15 protein-coding genes are annotated in these 16,961 nt (G+C 31.5%); 9 read left to right on the forward strand and 6 right to left on the reverse strand.

Annotated features, from left to right (window positions below; genetic code table 11):
- The first annotated feature begins 110 nt into the window (after window positions 1–110).
- Window positions 111–1,106 carry an endonuclease/exonuclease/phosphatase family protein gene (locus tag QBK95_RS05735; protein WP_280931481.1) on the forward strand — a complete coding sequence of 332 codons (996 nt, stop codon included), beginning with the start codon at window positions 111–113 and terminating at the stop codon, window positions 1,104–1,106.
- A 153-nt stretch (window positions 1,107–1,259) separates the two neighbouring features.
- Here QBK95_RS05735 and QBK95_RS05740 read toward each other — a convergent pair whose 3' ends face one another.
- Window positions 1,260–2,090 carry a hypothetical protein gene (locus QBK95_RS05740; protein ID WP_280931483.1) on the reverse strand — a complete coding sequence of 277 codons (831 nt, stop codon included), beginning with the start codon at window positions 2,088–2,090 and terminating at the stop codon, window positions 1,260–1,262.
- A 166-nt stretch (window positions 2,091–2,256) separates the two neighbouring features.
- Between QBK95_RS05740 and rpsO the strand changes: the two genes are divergently transcribed.
- The 3 genes from rpsO to QBK95_RS05755 all read left to right on the forward strand — a co-directional run bounded on the left by rpsO (window position 2,257) and on the right by QBK95_RS05755 (window position 6,920).
- On the forward strand, window positions 2,257–2,526 hold the full coding sequence (rpsO, locus tag QBK95_RS05745; RefSeq protein ID WP_280931485.1) for a 30S ribosomal protein S15: 270 nt from the start codon (window positions 2,257–2,259) through the stop codon (window positions 2,524–2,526).
- A gap of 252 nt (window positions 2,527–2,778) precedes the next feature.
- Window positions 2,779–4,980: a polyribonucleotide nucleotidyltransferase gene (locus QBK95_RS05750; RefSeq protein WP_280931487.1), complete on the forward strand. Its 2,202-nt coding sequence runs from the start codon at window positions 2,779–2,781 to the stop codon at window positions 4,978–4,980.
- A gap of 155 nt (window positions 4,981–5,135) precedes the next feature.
- Window positions 5,136–6,920 (forward strand): polysaccharide lyase 6 family protein, encoded by a 1,785-nt coding sequence (locus QBK95_RS05755; protein WP_280931489.1) that lies wholly within the window; start codon window positions 5,136–5,138, stop codon window positions 6,918–6,920.
- Window positions 6,921–7,116: 196 nt separating this feature from the next.
- Here the strand turns inward: QBK95_RS05755 and QBK95_RS05760 are convergent, their stop codons facing one another.
- The 5 genes from QBK95_RS05760 to QBK95_RS05780 all read right to left on the reverse strand — a co-directional run bounded on the left by QBK95_RS05760 (window position 7,117) and on the right by QBK95_RS05780 (window position 11,318).
- On the reverse strand, window positions 7,117–7,680 hold the full coding sequence (locus tag QBK95_RS05760) for a hypothetical protein (RefSeq protein WP_280931491.1): 564 nt from the start codon (window positions 7,678–7,680) through the stop codon (window positions 7,117–7,119).
- Window positions 7,681–7,923: 243 nt separating this feature from the next.
- Window positions 7,924–8,982 carry a fatty acid desaturase family protein gene (locus QBK95_RS05765; protein ID WP_280931493.1) on the reverse strand — a complete coding sequence of 353 codons (1,059 nt, stop codon included), beginning with the start codon at window positions 8,980–8,982 and terminating at the stop codon, window positions 7,924–7,926.
- On the reverse strand, window positions 8,972–10,069 hold the full coding sequence (locus tag QBK95_RS05770) for a fatty acid desaturase family protein (RefSeq protein ID WP_280931495.1): 1,098 nt from the start codon (window positions 10,067–10,069) through the stop codon (window positions 8,972–8,974). The genes QBK95_RS05765 and QBK95_RS05770 overlap by 11 nt, the downstream gene beginning before the upstream one ends.
- Window positions 10,070–10,233: 164 nt before the next feature.
- Window positions 10,234–10,620 carry a hypothetical protein gene (locus QBK95_RS05775; RefSeq protein WP_280931497.1) on the reverse strand — a complete coding sequence of 129 codons (387 nt, stop codon included), beginning with the start codon at window positions 10,618–10,620 and terminating at the stop codon, window positions 10,234–10,236.
- Window positions 10,621–10,622: 2 nt separating this feature from the next.
- Entirely contained in the window at window positions 10,623–11,318 is a 696-nt protein-coding gene (locus QBK95_RS05780) for an LA_2272 family surface repeat-containing protein (RefSeq protein WP_280931499.1), read from the reverse strand.
- Window positions 11,319–11,521: 203 nt separating this feature from the next.
- Between QBK95_RS05780 and QBK95_RS05785 the strand changes: the two genes are divergently transcribed.
- The 5 genes from QBK95_RS05785 (at window position 11,522) to QBK95_RS05805 (ending at window position 16,937) form a co-directional block, all read left to right on the forward strand.
- A complete protein-coding gene (locus QBK95_RS05785) occupies window positions 11,522–12,562 on the forward strand; it encodes an FIDD domain-containing protein (protein ID WP_280931501.1) in 1,041 nt (346 codons plus the stop codon).
- A 31-nt stretch (window positions 12,563–12,593) separates the two neighbouring features.
- Window positions 12,594–13,523 carry a hypothetical protein gene (locus QBK95_RS05790; protein ID WP_280931503.1) on the forward strand — a complete coding sequence of 310 codons (930 nt, stop codon included), beginning with the start codon at window positions 12,594–12,596 and terminating at the stop codon, window positions 13,521–13,523.
- Window positions 13,524–13,772: 249 nt separating this feature from the next.
- Window positions 13,773–14,327 (forward strand): RNA polymerase sigma factor, encoded by a 555-nt coding sequence (locus QBK95_RS05795; protein WP_280931505.1) that lies wholly within the window; start codon window positions 13,773–13,775, stop codon window positions 14,325–14,327.
- Window positions 14,320–15,750, forward strand: coding sequence for a hypothetical protein (locus QBK95_RS05800; protein WP_280931506.1), 1,431 nt, complete (start codon window positions 14,320–14,322; stop codon window positions 15,748–15,750). Before QBK95_RS05795 ends, QBK95_RS05800 begins: the two co-directional genes overlap by 8 nt.
- A gap of 218 nt (window positions 15,751–15,968) precedes the next feature.
- Window positions 15,969–16,937: a hypothetical protein gene (locus QBK95_RS05805; RefSeq protein ID WP_280931509.1), complete on the forward strand. Its 969-nt coding sequence runs from the start codon at window positions 15,969–15,971 to the stop codon at window positions 16,935–16,937.
- The last annotated feature ends 24 nt before the right edge of the window (window positions 16,938–16,961 follow it).

Raw genomic sequence — 16,961 nt, forward strand, 5'->3', positions numbered from 1 at the left:
CCCCTCATAAAAAGGGGGATTACATATAACAAAACACTAAATTCATGTTGTAAATTTACCCAGTATCCCACTTCCCTTCATACAAAAGTTAACACTATAAGTACCTTGACATGAAACTTAAAGTAGCTGTTTATAATGTAGATTGGATGCATAAATTATTCCATACAGATGGCACACCAATTACTACTGGTGCTGTTGGTAAAAGAAGCCAACAATTAGCCACAATAATTAAAACCATTAATCCTGATTTTATCGGTATTGTTGAAGGTCCAGATACATTAGTAGATGGTAGTAAGACAGCATCTATACAATTAGAAAATTGGTCTTCTCATTATGGGCTTAATAATAATTTCAAAGGAATTCACGGATATCCCTCTAGTGGACAACAGGAATTAAGCGCTTTGTACGACAGCTCAAAGATAAAAGTAACATTTACCCCTACAACAGATCCAAAAAATCAATTCAATAAACCTTTCCTAGTCGATACGACCAATAAACTTATCAAAGAACAATATAAACACTATAGACCTCCATTAGAGCTTACTATTAACGATCTAACAAATGAACATTTCACCAAAGTAATTATCGCCCATACAAAATCTAAAGGAATTTTTACTCCTGTAGACTATGCTAAATTTGAGCAAATATCTGTGAGAGATCGTATGAGATTATATGCAGAATGTATATCTATTAGAAAAAGATGTAATGACTATATCGATGACAATCACAATGTAGTGGTAATGGGAGATATTAATGACGGTATTGGAATGGATTTTTACGAAAACAGATTTAACAAAAGTGCTGTAGAAATATTATTGGGTGATGTTTGGAAACCAGAAACGATACTTACCTCTGTATTACCAAAACCAAAATGGACTAGTAATGGATGGAAACCTTCATCCAGTAGATTTAAAGATCGAATTACAGAAGATTACATCAACGTACTTATCGATCACATACTGATTAGCAAAGGATTAAAAACATTAAATGCCAATGTATGGAACCCATATTTAGAAAAGGAAAACACTGCGATTCAATCCATAAGTAAAGAGTTAAAAGCAGCATCAGATCATTTTCCTGTGGTTGCAGAAATTGAAAACGCTTAACACTGTATCTTTTAAAAAATTAATTCTTTTCTAGCATAAATAAAGTCGATATATATCATATATAATATATATCGACCCTATCACATTTAACAGTTAGGCATAATATAAAATCTGAGTACATCTCTTTTACTCAGAACCTAACTGCCATTTATACTAAAGCAAAATCTCTCTTTCTTCTCCATCAGCATTTGTAAATACTGCTTTATTATCACAAGATCCATCGCCATAGTCTAAAGAACCACTAAAGTTGGTTCGCACCAATTCTACGACACCGCTTACTAAAAACCTACAACTAGCCTCACGTCTCAACGGAGTAGTAATTGTTGTACTATGAGTATTTCCATTAGCAAAATTAGTTTGCCAAGCACCAGTAATTAAGAATACATTATCTCCCCAGTTACCATTAAACGCCCCTTCTATCCATTCACGAGTTTTATTACCTGTTCTCGATGCCTGAGTACCATCTGCAAAAGTTATCGTAAAATCAAGATTCATCGTATATTCTGGATTACTATTATCGTTAGATTTTAGTCTGGTAATTGTTCTGGAACCCGCAAATTGAACATCATCAATAAAGAAGTCCTCCAGACTATAATTAATAACCAAAGACATAGCCTCAATATTAATCTCATAAGACATTAGAATTTTTCCTTTAATAATATGTCCACTTCGTACTTCACAACCTTCTGTTCCAAAATCAATAGTCACATTTTTCGAAGTGCTTGTTAACACCACTGTTACTGTAGCACAATCAGGCAGAAAACGATTATTTGGACCTTTAGTAAGGTTTTCTTCGTCTTCAAAACCTTGCAATGTAAGATCACTCAGCACCTCTGAGCCATCGTCAATTTTTGCAGTTAATGCTGCTTCTTCACTATCAATACCATCAATATTTAATTGATCCGTCAACTCTTCACTATCACATCCTATTAAAACCACCGAAAAGAATGCAATTAAACCAAATTTAAAAATGTTGTTCTTCATTATCTTAATTTTTAATGTTACTGTTCTAGGACTTAATTGTTTAGAAAAGGTTTAATTGGGTATCATTTTTTTTTCATAAAAAGCATTTCTATTCCAAAAAGTGCTATATTTGCACGCTGATAGCAGAATGCTATTGATACATAAAAATCATTTAAATAATATTGGAATGTATTTAACGAAAGAAGTTAAAGAAGAAATCTTCGCAAAACACGGAAAAGGAAAAAACGATTCTGGTTCTGCTGAAGGACAGATTGCATTGTTTACACACAGAATTACACATTTAACAGAGCACTTAAAAAATAATCGTAAAGATTATAATACAGAGCGTTCTTTGGTAAAGCTTGTAGGTAAGCGTAGAGATCTTTTAGATTATCTTATTAAAAAAGATATTATGAGATATCGTGCAATTGTAAAAGAATTAGGATTAAGAAAATAATCAAAAAAGAGAGGCTGTATGCCTCTCTTTTTAATTATACTTATTCCTTTTGATTAGAATGTGAATAAAAAACATTGTAACCTAAGAAAGGTTATAATGAATGCCTTAGTTTTTCATTGGTCGCGCAACAACTACAACAACACAACCTTGTCCGTCCGAGTAAGACGGAAACCAATGTTTAATTAAACCTTTGGTGACTATAGATGCGAAACATCATTTAATAATTTGTCATCAGGTTAGAATCAAAAAAATATGATTCCAAAAGTTTATAAAGAGGTTATAGACCTAGGAGACGGTAGAGAAATATCTATCGAAACCGGAAAATTAGCAAAGCAGGCACACGGATCTGTAGTTGTTCAATCAGGAAAATGTATGTTATTATGTACTGTAGTATCTAACTATAAGCAAAGTGACGTGGATTTTCTTCCTTTAACAGTAGATTACAGAGAAAAGTTCGCAGCTGCTGGACGTTACCCAGGTGGTTTCTTTAAAAGAGAAGCTAGACCAAGTGATGGAGAAGTATTAACGATGAGATTGGTAGATCGTGTATTACGCCCTCTTTTTCCAAAAGATTATCATTCTGAAACGCAGGTGATGATCCAATTAATGTCTCATGATGATGACGTTATGCCAGATGCTATGGCTGGATTAGCAGCTTCTGCTGCTATACAGTTATCAGATTTCCCTTTTGAATGTGCTATCTCTGAAGCGAGAGTAGGACGTGTAGATGGTAAGTTTATTATCAACCCTACCAGAGCACAATTAGAAGAATCTGATATCGATATGATGATTGGAGCTTCTGCAGATTCTGTAATGATGGTAGAAGGTGAAATGGATGAAATTTCTGAAGAAGAAATGACTGAAGCAATCAAATTTGCACACGAAGCTATCAAGGTACAATGTGCTGCACAAGAAAGATTAGCAGAAGCATTCGGTAAGAAAGAAGTGCGTGAATACGAGCCTGAAAGAAATGATGAAGATTTAGAGAAGAAAGTATATGATATGGCATATGACAAAGTATATGCTGTAGCAAAACAAGGTTCATCTAAACATGAAAGAGGTGCTGCATTTGCTGAAATCAAAGAAGAAATAAAAGCTACCTTCTCTGAAGAAGAATTAGAAGATTTTGGAGATTTAGTATCTAAATATTATGCAAAAGCAGAAAAAGCTGCTGTACGTGATTTAACATTAAATGAAGGATTACGTCTTGATGGTAGAAAAACTGTAGATATCAGACCAATATGGTGTGAAGTAGATTATTTACCTTCTACACATGGTTCTTCTATATTTACCAGAGGTGAAACTCAGGCATTAGCTACGGTAACTCTTGGTACATCTAGAGAAGCGAATCAAATTGATATGCCATCTTATGAAGGAGAAGAAACATTCTATCTTCATTATAACTTCCCTCCTTTCTGTACTGGAGAAGCGCGTCCAATTAGAGGAACTTCGCGTAGAGAAGTTGGTCATGGTAACTTAGCACAACGTGCACTTAAAGGAATGATTCCAGATGATTGCCCTTATACAGTTCGTGTAGTTTCTGAAGTATTAGAATCTAATGGTTCTTCTTCTATGGCAACTGTTTGTTCTGGTACAATGGCACTAATGGATGCTGGAGTACAAATGAAAAAACCAGTTTCTGGTATTGCAATGGGATTAATTTCTGATGCCGATTCTGGAAAATATGCTGTATTATCTGATATCTTGGGTGATGAAGATCATTTAGGAGATATGGATTTTAAAGTAACTGGAACAGCTGATGGAATCACTGCTTGCCAAATGGATATTAAAGTAAAAGGATTGAGTTATGAGATCTTAGTTAATGCATTGCAACAAGCTCGTGACGGACGTCTTCATATTTTAGAGAAGTTAACAGATACGATTTCTGCACCAAATGCTGATGTAAAATCACATGCACCTAAAATGGTTACCAGAACGATTCCTGGAGAATATATTGGAGCACTTATTGGTCCTGGTGGAAAAGTAATTCAAGAATTACAAAAAACCACAGGTACTACGATTGTTATCAATGAAGACCCAGTAACCGAAGAAGGAAATGTAGAAATTTTAGGAACTGGTCAAGAAGGAATTGATGCAGTATTGGCTAAAATTGACTCTATTACCTTTAAACCTGTAGTAGGTAGTGTATATGAAGTTAAAGTAATCAAAATGTTAGATTTTGGTGCTGTAGTGGAATATATGGATGCTCCTGGTAATGAAGTATTATTACATGTTTCTGAATTAGCATGGGAACGCACTGAAAATGTTAGTGACGTTGTTAATATGGGAGATATCATGGATGTAAAATATTTCGGAATAGATCCTAGGACGCGTAAAGAAAAAGTTTCTAGAAAAGCTTTATTGCCTAGACCTCCAAGAAAAGAAGGTGATAAGCCAAGAGGAGACAAACCTAGAGGCGATAGAAAACCAAGACCTGATAAAAAAGAGAATTAATAATTACTCTTATAATTAATATGTAAAACGTCTTCAAAAATTTTTGAAGACGTTTTTTGTTTCATTAAAAAAGTTGGTTTTTCGAAAATGAATAGTATATTTGTTTGGTTGACCAAATTGGTTAACCAATTTTAATGATTAAAAAGCCCTATATCATGAAAAAGAAACCTATACGTATATTCAGTTTATTATTATTAACAACTCTTTTCAATACTGTATATGCCCAAATTGTTACAAACAATACCGAACTTCAAACCGCAATTACAAATGCTACAGCAGGAACAACCATCACCTTAGCTGACGGAACTTGGACCGATGTGCTTATTAACATTAACAAAACTGGAACACTATCTAATCCTGTTACTATTAAAGCTCAAAATCCTGGATCTGTTTTCTTTGAAGGAGACTCTCAAGTTAGAATGGGTGGTTCTTATATCGTTTTTGAAGGAGTAATTTTTCAGAATCCTTCTAATTTGCAAGATGATGGCGATGATGTTGAACCCATTATAGAACTGCGTGATGCTAGCAAAAACGAATGTGATCATTGTAGTATTACCAATATAAAAATTGACAGTTATAACGGAACTTCTAGTCAAGAAGCTTTTACCTTTAAATGGATCATTGTATATGGACAATATAATGAAATCAGTTACTGTTCATTTATTGGAAAACATGGAGTAGGAAGTATCATTAACGATAATAGGAATGAAAATACTTCTGGCTCTAACTTTTCTGAGCCAGATTTCACAAAAATACATCACAATTATTTTGCTGATCGAACACCGATACGCGAAGTGAACCAAGACAATGATCAAGATGCAATAAGAATTGGAAATAGTAGCACCTCTCTACATCCATCTAATACTGAAGTATATGATAATCTATTTTATAATTGGTCTGGAGAAGTAGAGATTATTTCGAATAAAAGTGGCGAAAACAAATATTATAATAATACATTTAAAAATTATCAAGGAACCCTTACACTAAGACACGGCGATAATTGCGAAGTATTTAATAATTATTTCTTTGCAGATAACAGACAGTTTTCTGGAGGTGTAAGAGTTATTGGCGAAGGCCATAAGATATACAATAATTATATAGAAGGAGTAAATTCTGAAAAACCAACTGGAGGAACCACAAAAACTGCAGGAGCGATTAATGTTTCCAACGGACGTCCAAATTCCGCTCTCAACGGATACTATCAGGTAATTGATGCAACAATTGTAAATAACACTTTTGTAAACTGTGACTACGGATTTAGAATAGGTACCAACGTAGGTAATGATCTAACTTTAGCTCCTGAAAATCTCATTATTGCCAATAATATTATGATCAACACAAGTGAAAATGCGGTTGACGAACAAACAAATCCAATTGGAGTCTCTACTTATGAAGGTAATATTACGCAAAACGGATCTTGGGATTTAACAAATGGAGTGAATAGTAATCAAACCGTATCTTCGGGTTTATTGATCAATGGAACTGATTTTTATCGATTACCTTCGGGTAGTCCTGCTATTGATAATGGAATAGGAACCTATTCTTTTTTAACTAAAGATATCTTGGATGGCAATAGATCTTCTAATTATGACGCTGGAGCCGAAGAATTTGGCGCTAACGGAACTAGATTACCCTATACAATTGGAGATGTAGGTAAAAAATTAGGTTTTGGTGCACCTGAATTCATTCTTAATGTTGAAGAAAACACATTCACAAGCAAAGGAATTTCGATCTATCCTATCCCTTCAAAAAATCATCGTATAACAATTCAATCAAATGATGATGTAATTGGTCTAATAGAAGTATATGATTTAAGTGGAAGAATTGTTCTTAAGAAGCAAATCAACAGTAATCTTGGTCAACTAGAAACAGCTAACTTACGTACGGGTACATATATTGCTAAAATACAAGGAGCTTACGGTCGTTTTCTTATTCTTTAATCATCTCTAAAAAACTAACAAAGCACCTTAAATTGTAAACATTTAAGGTGCTTTTATTGTTTAATGACCTGAACACATACCTAATATTCAAGTAATAATTGTCAAAAATGCAAGCTAAAAATTTCAACCTTTTGATAATCACAATTCACAAATTATTGAACAGTTTTAATAAATTCTTGTTTCAGAATATTGATCTCTATGGTAATTTCACATGGAAGAATATATTTCCAGTGTATGTGTTATTAAGAGAATTAAATATTACTTGTGGTGCAAAACCGAGTCCAATATACTTTCGTATATAAAAAGAAAACTTAAGATTTGCTGGCACTCCTAATTCAACTTCCTTTTGCAATAGACCAGAAATGCGTCTTTCCTGGACATAATAACCTAATCCCAAATGTCCTTCGATTTTAAACCACTTTTTCACCTCTAATTCTCTTCCGTATAAAAGATTAAAAGAATAAAAAGATTCATTATTAATCTTTTCTGCAAAGATTAAGTTCGGTTGAAACCCTCCCAAAGCCTGAGCAGATAGAATATGTTTTTTTAGATAGAATGATATACCCACAAAGCCCGAGATTCCTGTCTGATCGCCCTCAAAAGAATCATTAGGATTTTTTTCTCTATAATCTGCTCTATACAGTCCTGCTCCTACACTGAAAGCTTTAAACCTAAAAGTTTTATTAGGAGGTTCCTCTTGCGCGTTCAATGATGATGTGACCAAAATAAGAATAAGGAACACCATACTTATTTTACTCATAGAAATACATTTAAAAAGATTTAACTCTAGTATTAACTTACATGTGAAATATTCTATAAGAGGTAATGTCTTGTTTTCTGGATGAATTTTATATTCTAATGGGTTTAAAAAATAATATTTATTTCGATTTATCATTATTAAAAAATATTGTTTAGTCCCTCAAACATACAAGCAATCTGTAAGCTCTAGTTGTCAAAAGCGCAGTGCCTATCATTTGCTATTGTGATAATCACGAAATTGTACTCAGTATGCTTTTCCCAACTGTTTTAAATGCAACAGATGTGATATAATTCCTCCTACATACGTAGTTTGATTTGGTTGTATATTATTATCCATTAAGATTTTATACAGAATTTTATTAAGACTTGGATAATATATATGATGAATATGAGGAAACAGGTGATGTGCAATATGGTTATTGAATCCTCCAAAAATAAAATTTGCTACATTGCTAAAAGGGTAAAAATCATTGGAGCTTTGTATCTGATTCATAAACCAAGATGTATTTATAAATCCAAAATTGTCAGTTTTGGGATACAGTGCACCTTCTATATGATGTGTCATAAAAAAAGTGAACAATAAAAATAATGATTGTACCATATGCATCAACAAAAACCCACCTAAAATAATGTACCATTCCTTATCCGCGAGTAACAACGGTAGTACAAGTACATAGTTTACATAAGAAAATTTTTGACCCCAGAAAGAAATTTTATATCTGATTGTTTTAGTTCTCCCAGTAATGGTTTTATTAAAGAAAATTTTAAAATCCTTTACAAATACCCAAAACAATGAATATGTGGTATACAAAAACGGTGCATACCAATGCTGAAACTGATGAAACCATGATACAGGACTTTCTGGAACAACTCTGATTAGATTTGTTATCTCCAGATCTGTATCATACCCTTCTACGTTAGGTGCGTGATGATGAGATTTCACATGCCTGTCTTTCCAAGCTTCGGCATGTGCTCCAACCATAGTATACAACAATACAAAACAACTGTGATTTAATTTTTTACTTTTAAAGATCGTATTATGCGAAAAATCATGTGCAAAATTAAATGCAAATAACAAAGATATCAATCCATATAATACATAAATACCTATAAAAGAAAAAGAATCATCAACTTTATATATCCCTAGATATGTCACAATGGTCAATACCAAATATATCAAACCTTTGAACCCAATTTTTCTTCTAAAACGATTGGGGCAGAAACTTAGATTACTGTTAATCTCTTTCTGAATAAATAGAAATAATTCCTTGTGACTCTTATTATACTTATGTTTAGATTTCATAGGTAACTGTTTTAAATTCTACTTCTCTTCCCATTTTCTTTAGAAATCTAAAATGTGATTTTAAAGCCATCAAATACGACATCTCCATATATGTAATCCCATATTTTTTTGCTACTTCTCTAAATATGGGTAGTAATTTGATATAGTGTATATGACAGATATTAGGAAACAAATGATGTAAGGCATGTGCATTAAAACCACCTAGTACCCAATTTAAAAAGATACTATTTACGTTATAATCCACAGAAGTACACATCTGCAATTTTGGCCAACTCATATCCAGTTTACCTTGTTCATCTGCTTCTGGATGTGTTACATAGTCTGATATATGAGATACTCCTAATACAGCTGTAAACACTATGGATACTAAAAAATGATTTAAGAGAAAAGCAATTAAAATGTATCCCCAACCAAACGGTAATAACATCCCAGGAATTACAATCATATAAATTATGTATGCAATCTTAAAAAAAATCAATTTAATAATTTCCCAGGTTGGAATAGTCACTTTGATTGTTCTACTGGAACGGTTAAAAATCATCAGGAATTCTCTAAACAAAAACCAATTAAGTGAATAAAACAAATATAAAAAAGGAACATATAGATACTGAAATTTATGGAACCATCTTAAATTTTGACTAGTAGTCATTCTGACCAATGGATTATTGAGAACATCAATATCGCTTCCTTCGATATTAGTGTATAAATGATGGGATTCATTATGATTTTTACCCCACACATAGGTATTATTCCCCTGTAAATTGAAGCTCAATTGAAATAACATTTTATTCCAAAACTTACTTTTTACAGCAACTCCATGTGCAGCATCATGAGAAACATTAAAAGCAGTGAGCAAAACCGATATACCAAAACAGAGATACATAATAAAAAAGATGGCTATATGTGATGAATTAATCATAAAACCATAGAACAAAATTATCAACATGAAATACATTGATATTTTAAAAACCATTTGTCTATTTCCTGTTTTATCTATTCCATTATTTTCAAAATAATTTTTAATTCTCTCATTTAATTCTTTATAAAAATCTAAACCTTCGTCTTTAGAAAATTTTATTTTTTTCATAATTATTTCTTTTAAAATTTGACAAATCAATAGTTGCGTGATAACTAGAAGCAAGTATCTAGCATCTCGACTGTAATACTTAGTTGTTGATTTGATTAGTTACACAAGCGTGTTGCACAACATAAAATAGCGTGTTGCGTTAAGACATTATTATACGATGTATCCTATTTTCTATTACGAGAAGTAATATCTCTAAAAACCCCTAATTGCACACTTCCTGTTCTAGATAAAAAAACTAATAATTGTTCTTTTCCTGAACGTACATTTATTTTTTGAGTTCTCCAATGTTTAATAAAAGCAACCATTGAAGTGATAGGATTACTTTTACAGATATGAAAAATTCCATCACGAAGAGATCCTTTTACATATTTTGTAATCTTTTGAGTTCCCGATTTCATTAAACTAATTTTTAAGGTTTTATTGTCCAATAATTTAATACGGGTATATAATTTCTCTTTTACAGGAATATGACCAACCAAGTCTCCTGTAAGTACGTAAAAAGCCTCGAATCCATAATCCCCATCGATGCTTAAGTTGCTAGTGATTTTCATAATTAAGAGGTTTTTGATTTTACTTTCTTTTTAGAAAACTGCCAATTGATAAAAGGCAAGGAACGTCTTTCATTTTTGTTCCAAAGACCGATTTGAATACCTCTAAAATTTTTACTCTTATTAAATACTCCTATCTGTAATCCTGTTCCCTTTTCCTCAATTCCATTAGACACCCCAATCTGTAGTCCTTGATAATAATGTGCATGATTTCCTAAAGCCATAGAAACACCTACTCCTTTAAACATTTCGTTCATCATAAATGCAGCCATGATCCCTTTCTGTTCTTCAACTGAATTTCCCATAGCCGCAATTGCAATTCCATTCATTTTTTGTAAATACTGGCCTACCAAAGCGACAGAACAGCCGTCTACTCCAATATTTCTAAGACTTCCGCCAGACACATTAAAACCATACACTTTTTCGGTAATATTATCTTCTTTTGCACCTCCTTTTATAAATGATTTTGGAGCCATAAAATAGAATAGCCCAAATCCAGGAGCTTCTACTCTCACGCCATAACTCCTTGTTAAACTGACATCATTAAAAGTATCTTTAGGCAATACTCCCAAAGACAATCCATAGATATCTGAATGCTCACTATGATAGGTCCACACAGGGAAATAAGCTTTTCTTTTCTCTTGCCCAAAAATCGATACTGAAATCAATATCATACATATCATTACTATCTCGTTTTTCATTGTTCTTGTTTTTAAAGTTCAACAAGTCAAAACTATTGTGATAATAGCAACGTGGAAGGTAATAATCGCGAATAGAATTTTTATTTTTTGTGATAAACACAAAATCAGACCCCAAATATTCGAAAGTTAACTCCCAATTATTTTTTAACGCAACCTTTTTAAGGTATTCAGTCTATAGGTCAAAAGCAACTAAAACGATCATGATGAAAAAAGCGCAACAAATAATTCTAGTTTTATCAATTTTCTTTCTTTCCTGCGAAAATGAACCTTTCGAAATATTGATTGGAAAAATTAATGTGAATTCTGCATTATTTACAGATCTGAAAAACCTTACAGAAACTACTCCCGAAGATCCAGAAGTCGTATGTCTAACTTTTGTTTATCCTTTTAACGTGTATTTGTATAACGAAGATGGCGAAATTGCTGATAGTAGAATCGTACATAATAATATAGAGTTTACCGAACTCTTAGGACAGATGCAAAACGAAAATGCAATTGGTCTGAGTTATCCGATTTCTGGAACTACCGAAAATGGAGCCTCAATTAGTATTAATGACAATTTAGAACTAAAAGAAGCGATCGAGGCGTGCATAGAAGATCAAATTATTCGATACTGTAACAATCTTCTTGAAGAAAAAAACTGTGTATGGAAAATTGAATCTCAAAACGAAAATGATTTGTATAATGATTCTCTGTTAGATTTTTACGAAGATGGCACTGGTGTTTTTTATCACAACGGAAATTCATATCGAACTTCTTGGATTTCTTTATTCATTGAAGAACAATTACACATAAATATTCATTTAGAAGGAGACTCCTCAGTTTCAAAAGATTGGAATTTTGATTGGGAAGCAAGCATTATTGATGAAGATACAATACTAATACAGCATAATGATCAAAGCTTTGAAATAAAGAAAAACTGTAACCTAGATAATAATTGTGATTATGTAGAATTTAGAGAATGTGAAATCTCGGATGGAGAAAATGCTGCCGATTTTGTATTTAACGAATATATTGATTGTATCATTTCTTTTGATGAAAATACAGATGTTACTGGTGCAACACTAACATTCTATGAAACTATAGATGATGCAAATCAGCAAATCAATCCACTGGATACAACCAGCTATAGAAATATCACAAACCCGCAAATCGTTTTTGTTCATATAGAAGATACCAACAACGAAACTTCAGAAATTATAAGGATTGTACTGCTTGCTGTATCATGCAACAACAATCAATAAGATTCATTTAATAACATAAAACTCATATCCTATGAAAAAATTTAATCCATTGATTTTAATCTTAATATTAGCAATAACTTCTTGTTCTGAAGATAACAGCACTAATAATATTACGACCAAAGATGTCAATAGTTTTGTTTTTACAAAATTCAATGTTTCTACCTCTCCAAATACAAAAATAGATTCTACCTATTATCAAATAACCAGTGATAAAATCGATTATTATGAAGGGTTTAATTTTATAACAAATCAGACAACTTCGGGAAATTATAGTTATGAAAATGATAAAATATCTCAAATCAAAAGATATTCTCAATCCAATTTGGTACATACATCAACTTTTAAATATGACAATTCTGATAAGTTAATAGAACTTTTACAAGAAAGTACGCAAGGTGAGTCTGTATATAATAAACATACTTTTACGTATACCGGAGATAGTATTTTTGTGAATTGGAAAAGAAGTTTTAATGGTGTAGACTTTACTATTGATGTGGCTCATTCTAAAATAGTTTTAGATACCAATAACAATCGAACTTATTTTGAAAATTTTGATTTTTCAAACCAAACTACAAAAGCCGTTAGAACGACATATGATGCTAATAATAATCCCATTAAAGAGGAATTTATGTATGATTCTGGGGCAGGTCTTGAAATAGAGTTTACAAATAACATAGTATTCGAAAATTCGATCAACACATTGTACCAGATACATTCGATGACTTTTAGCAAACATACACTGATGTTACTCTATCATTTAAATAGTAATGCTGTAAACAATTTCAATTTTAAATCAATTTCTCCTAATAACAGTAAAACTTTCGAATCCGATTTTGGGAACATTTTTACATATTCAATTAACAATGTAATTAATGAAGAAAAGTATTCAACATTAAGTGAATTTAAAACCTTTGTGAATTCAGACTTGTTTTCTGCATTCTCTTATGAATTTTTTGAATAACGCTATAGAAATATTTATGGTCTTAGAATATGAAATTATTATAGAATTAGCCAAAAGTTTCTATAATAATATTTCAAGAACTGGGTAATCTTGACTACATCTTAATTACCTAGTTCTCAATTTAAAAAATATTATACACACATAATCTTTCAAAAAAACCATAATTTGACGCAACCTTTTTGGTTGTTTCAGTCTATCTAGTCGAAGTAGGTTATATAAAAATGGTACAAATCAAATATCTATCAACTATTGAACAATAGAGATCTTATTAAAAAGTGCAAGAAAAATGATAGAGAAGCACAAAGTGAATTGTTTTATACTTATAAAGACAAGCTGTTCTCTTTGTGCTTAAAGTATTGTAGAAATTATGATGAAGCCGAAGATATTTTGCAAGATTCATTCCTTACCATTTTTAAAAAAATCAATCAATATAACAATAAAGGATCTTTTGAAGGGTGGATGAAAAGAATCACCATAAATAAAGCTATTGATCGATATAAAGATGATTTTTTTGTAAATACTCCTCTAAAAGAAGAATTGATTTCCGATACTAAAGTAGACACAGAAACATTCCAATTTTCTATAGATGAATTATTAAGCTTCATTCAGAAATTACCAACTAAATACCGATTGGTTTTTAGTTTATACGAATTAGATGATTATTCTCATAAAGAAATAGCACACTTACTAAAAATTTCTGAAGGAACATCAAAGTCTAATTTACATCGAGCAAAATTATTATTGAAAACAATGATCACTTCCTTAAACTATGATCAAAAAAAAATCGCGGTAAGTAATGGATAACAAAAAAGATATAGGAAGGATGTTCAAAGAACAGTTAACGGATTTTAGTAAATCTCCAGAAAATATCATTTGGAAAGATATCGAAGCTGCATTGGATAAAGAGAAAGATTCTAAAGCATCCTATTGGGTTCCTTTAACAGGTGTATTTGTTCTAATATCTATGTTTATAATAATTGGAGTCACTACATTTAATGATACTCCAAACACAACCACACATCCATACACTAACTCTTACGAACATCAAGATGACGATTGTGATGTTACAGTAACCTGCATTGATGCTCCTGTAGATCACAACACAAATCATAATAGCATAGATATCATAACAAAAGTAAAAACAACAATAGATAAGACGGAAACAGATCAACCTCGTATCCAAGAGAAAGACCAAATTTCGAACACAGTAACAAGTACTGTTGTTAATACACCTAAATCAACTGAGTTTAGTAATAATGTAATTGCCCATCAAAAAAATAAAAACGAAATCATTAAAAAAAGTAAAATAACTATACCTACTAAGAATCCTCAAGATACTTCTGATAACGTCTCGAATGCCATAGCCTTCAAAAAGGATACGGCCATATTATCAGAATCTGAAATATCAGTAGACACTATAAACTCTAAAAACTCTAAAAACAATATGGTTTCTGATCATTATGAGGAAACTAAAAACGCAGTACAAGAAAAGCTCCTTAAAGAAAAACCCGTAGCTAATAATACTACGGATAAGGATACATTAATTTATATGCAACCTATTCCTCAAAAAGATGTTCAAAAATTCAGTCTTACATTACATGTAATTCCCACATACACATTTTCATCAAACGGTTCTTTGATAAGTGATCAATTGGCAAACAATTCAACAAACGGTAAGTTTACCATAAATTATGGAGCTGTTTTTGCCTCTCACCTAACCCAAAAAATAGGTCTGAGAATTGGTTATAATAGAATAAAACTTCAGAACAGAACGATCGATATCAAAAGTGATATTTTGGCTAATGCTTTATTAGATTCTGGTACTTTTTTATCAAATATCATGACTCAAAGTGTCACGAATCAAGAATCTGTGCAGCTAACTCAAAGATTAGATTATCATGAAATTTCAGCTGAACTAAGTTATACACTTATTGATAAAAAAATTAAAATGGCATTGGTTGGTGGAGCCAGTTTTTTGGTCCTTCAGAAAAATAATCTCACTTTACATTCTGGAGCGGATGAATTTAGATTAGGCACAAATAATAATATAAAACCAACGAATACTAGCTTGAATTTTGGAACTAGTTTTAAGTATCCATTATTTGATAATCTAAACTTTACGATAGAACCATTAATCAAATATCAATTGCAAAAAGCTAGTAAAAACTCTGAAGGCTCTACTCCTTTCTATTTTACTATTCAAAGCGGAATATCAATCGATTTTTAAAAACTATAAAAAACCATTCTTAGTTCCATAAATCTCCTCTTATTCTACAAAACACTTATTTCTATTAGATTAACTATTTTTCTACAGCTACATTTATTGCGATAAAAATAAAAAACGCGAACAGAAAATTATATTTTTGTGATAATCGCAAAATTTAACTTATTTTTCTATTTTACTTTACACCTTTCTAACACCCATCAATCATCAAAAAAACGAAAATGGTACAAGAAAACTTCTTAGAACTCATTAAGAAACAAATTAGCTCTAAAACTTCTTTAATAGATGAAGTAGCGACTGCTTTGGACATAAGCTATGACGCCGCACATCGAAGAATAAGTAAGAAAAGTAAATTATCTTTAGAAGAAGGTGTTACCCTAGCTAAATATTTTAATTTATCAATAGATCAATTATTTTCTAGTGAAGATGAACATATTGTGGCCGTAAAAAAAACGGCTCCTGTTCAGGATATGGATAGTTTATTGGCTTATTACGAGAATTCATACAAGTCATTATCGCCGCTAATCAACAATCCAGAAGTAGAAATGATCTATTCTGCTAAAGATTTACCCATCTTTTATACTTCTGACGACAATTTACTTTCTAAGTTCAAAATGTATGTATGGTTAAAAATTATGGATTCTGGACTAGGTGATATCAAGTTTACAGGATTTAACCCATCTTTATCGCTTCTTGAAGCCGCTAAACGTTTGGGCAATATGTACAATGACCTTAATTGCGTAGAGATATGGGATATCACAACTATAAATAGTACACTAAAACAAATACATTTTTATTTTGAGTCCAACGCTCTTTCTTCTAAAGATGCTTTAGAAATATGTGATAATCTTGGAGAATTAATTAATAAAATTTCAAAAAAAATAACAGAACAAAAAGATAATTTTAAGTTTTATTATAATGAATTGTTACTTATGAATAATCGGGTTTTAGTAAAAACACCTACAGAAAGATCCTTATATGTACCTTTTACAATTCTTTCATATTATAGAACTAACGATGTGATTACCTGTGACCAAGCAGAGCAATTTTTAACGATCCAAATGGAAGGATCTAAATTATTAAGTACCGCAGGAGAAAAAGAAAGAAATCTATTTTTTAATAAAATACATAAAAAGATAGATGCACTACGCTCACTAATTATTGCAAAAAACGTTTTAGAGTTTGAATAATTTTGTAATCAAACAGTCGGATAA

This window comes from Aquimarina mycalae (assembly GCF_029906345.1).
In the GTDB taxonomy this organism is placed as follows: domain Bacteria; phylum Bacteroidota; class Bacteroidia; order Flavobacteriales; family Flavobacteriaceae; genus Aquimarina.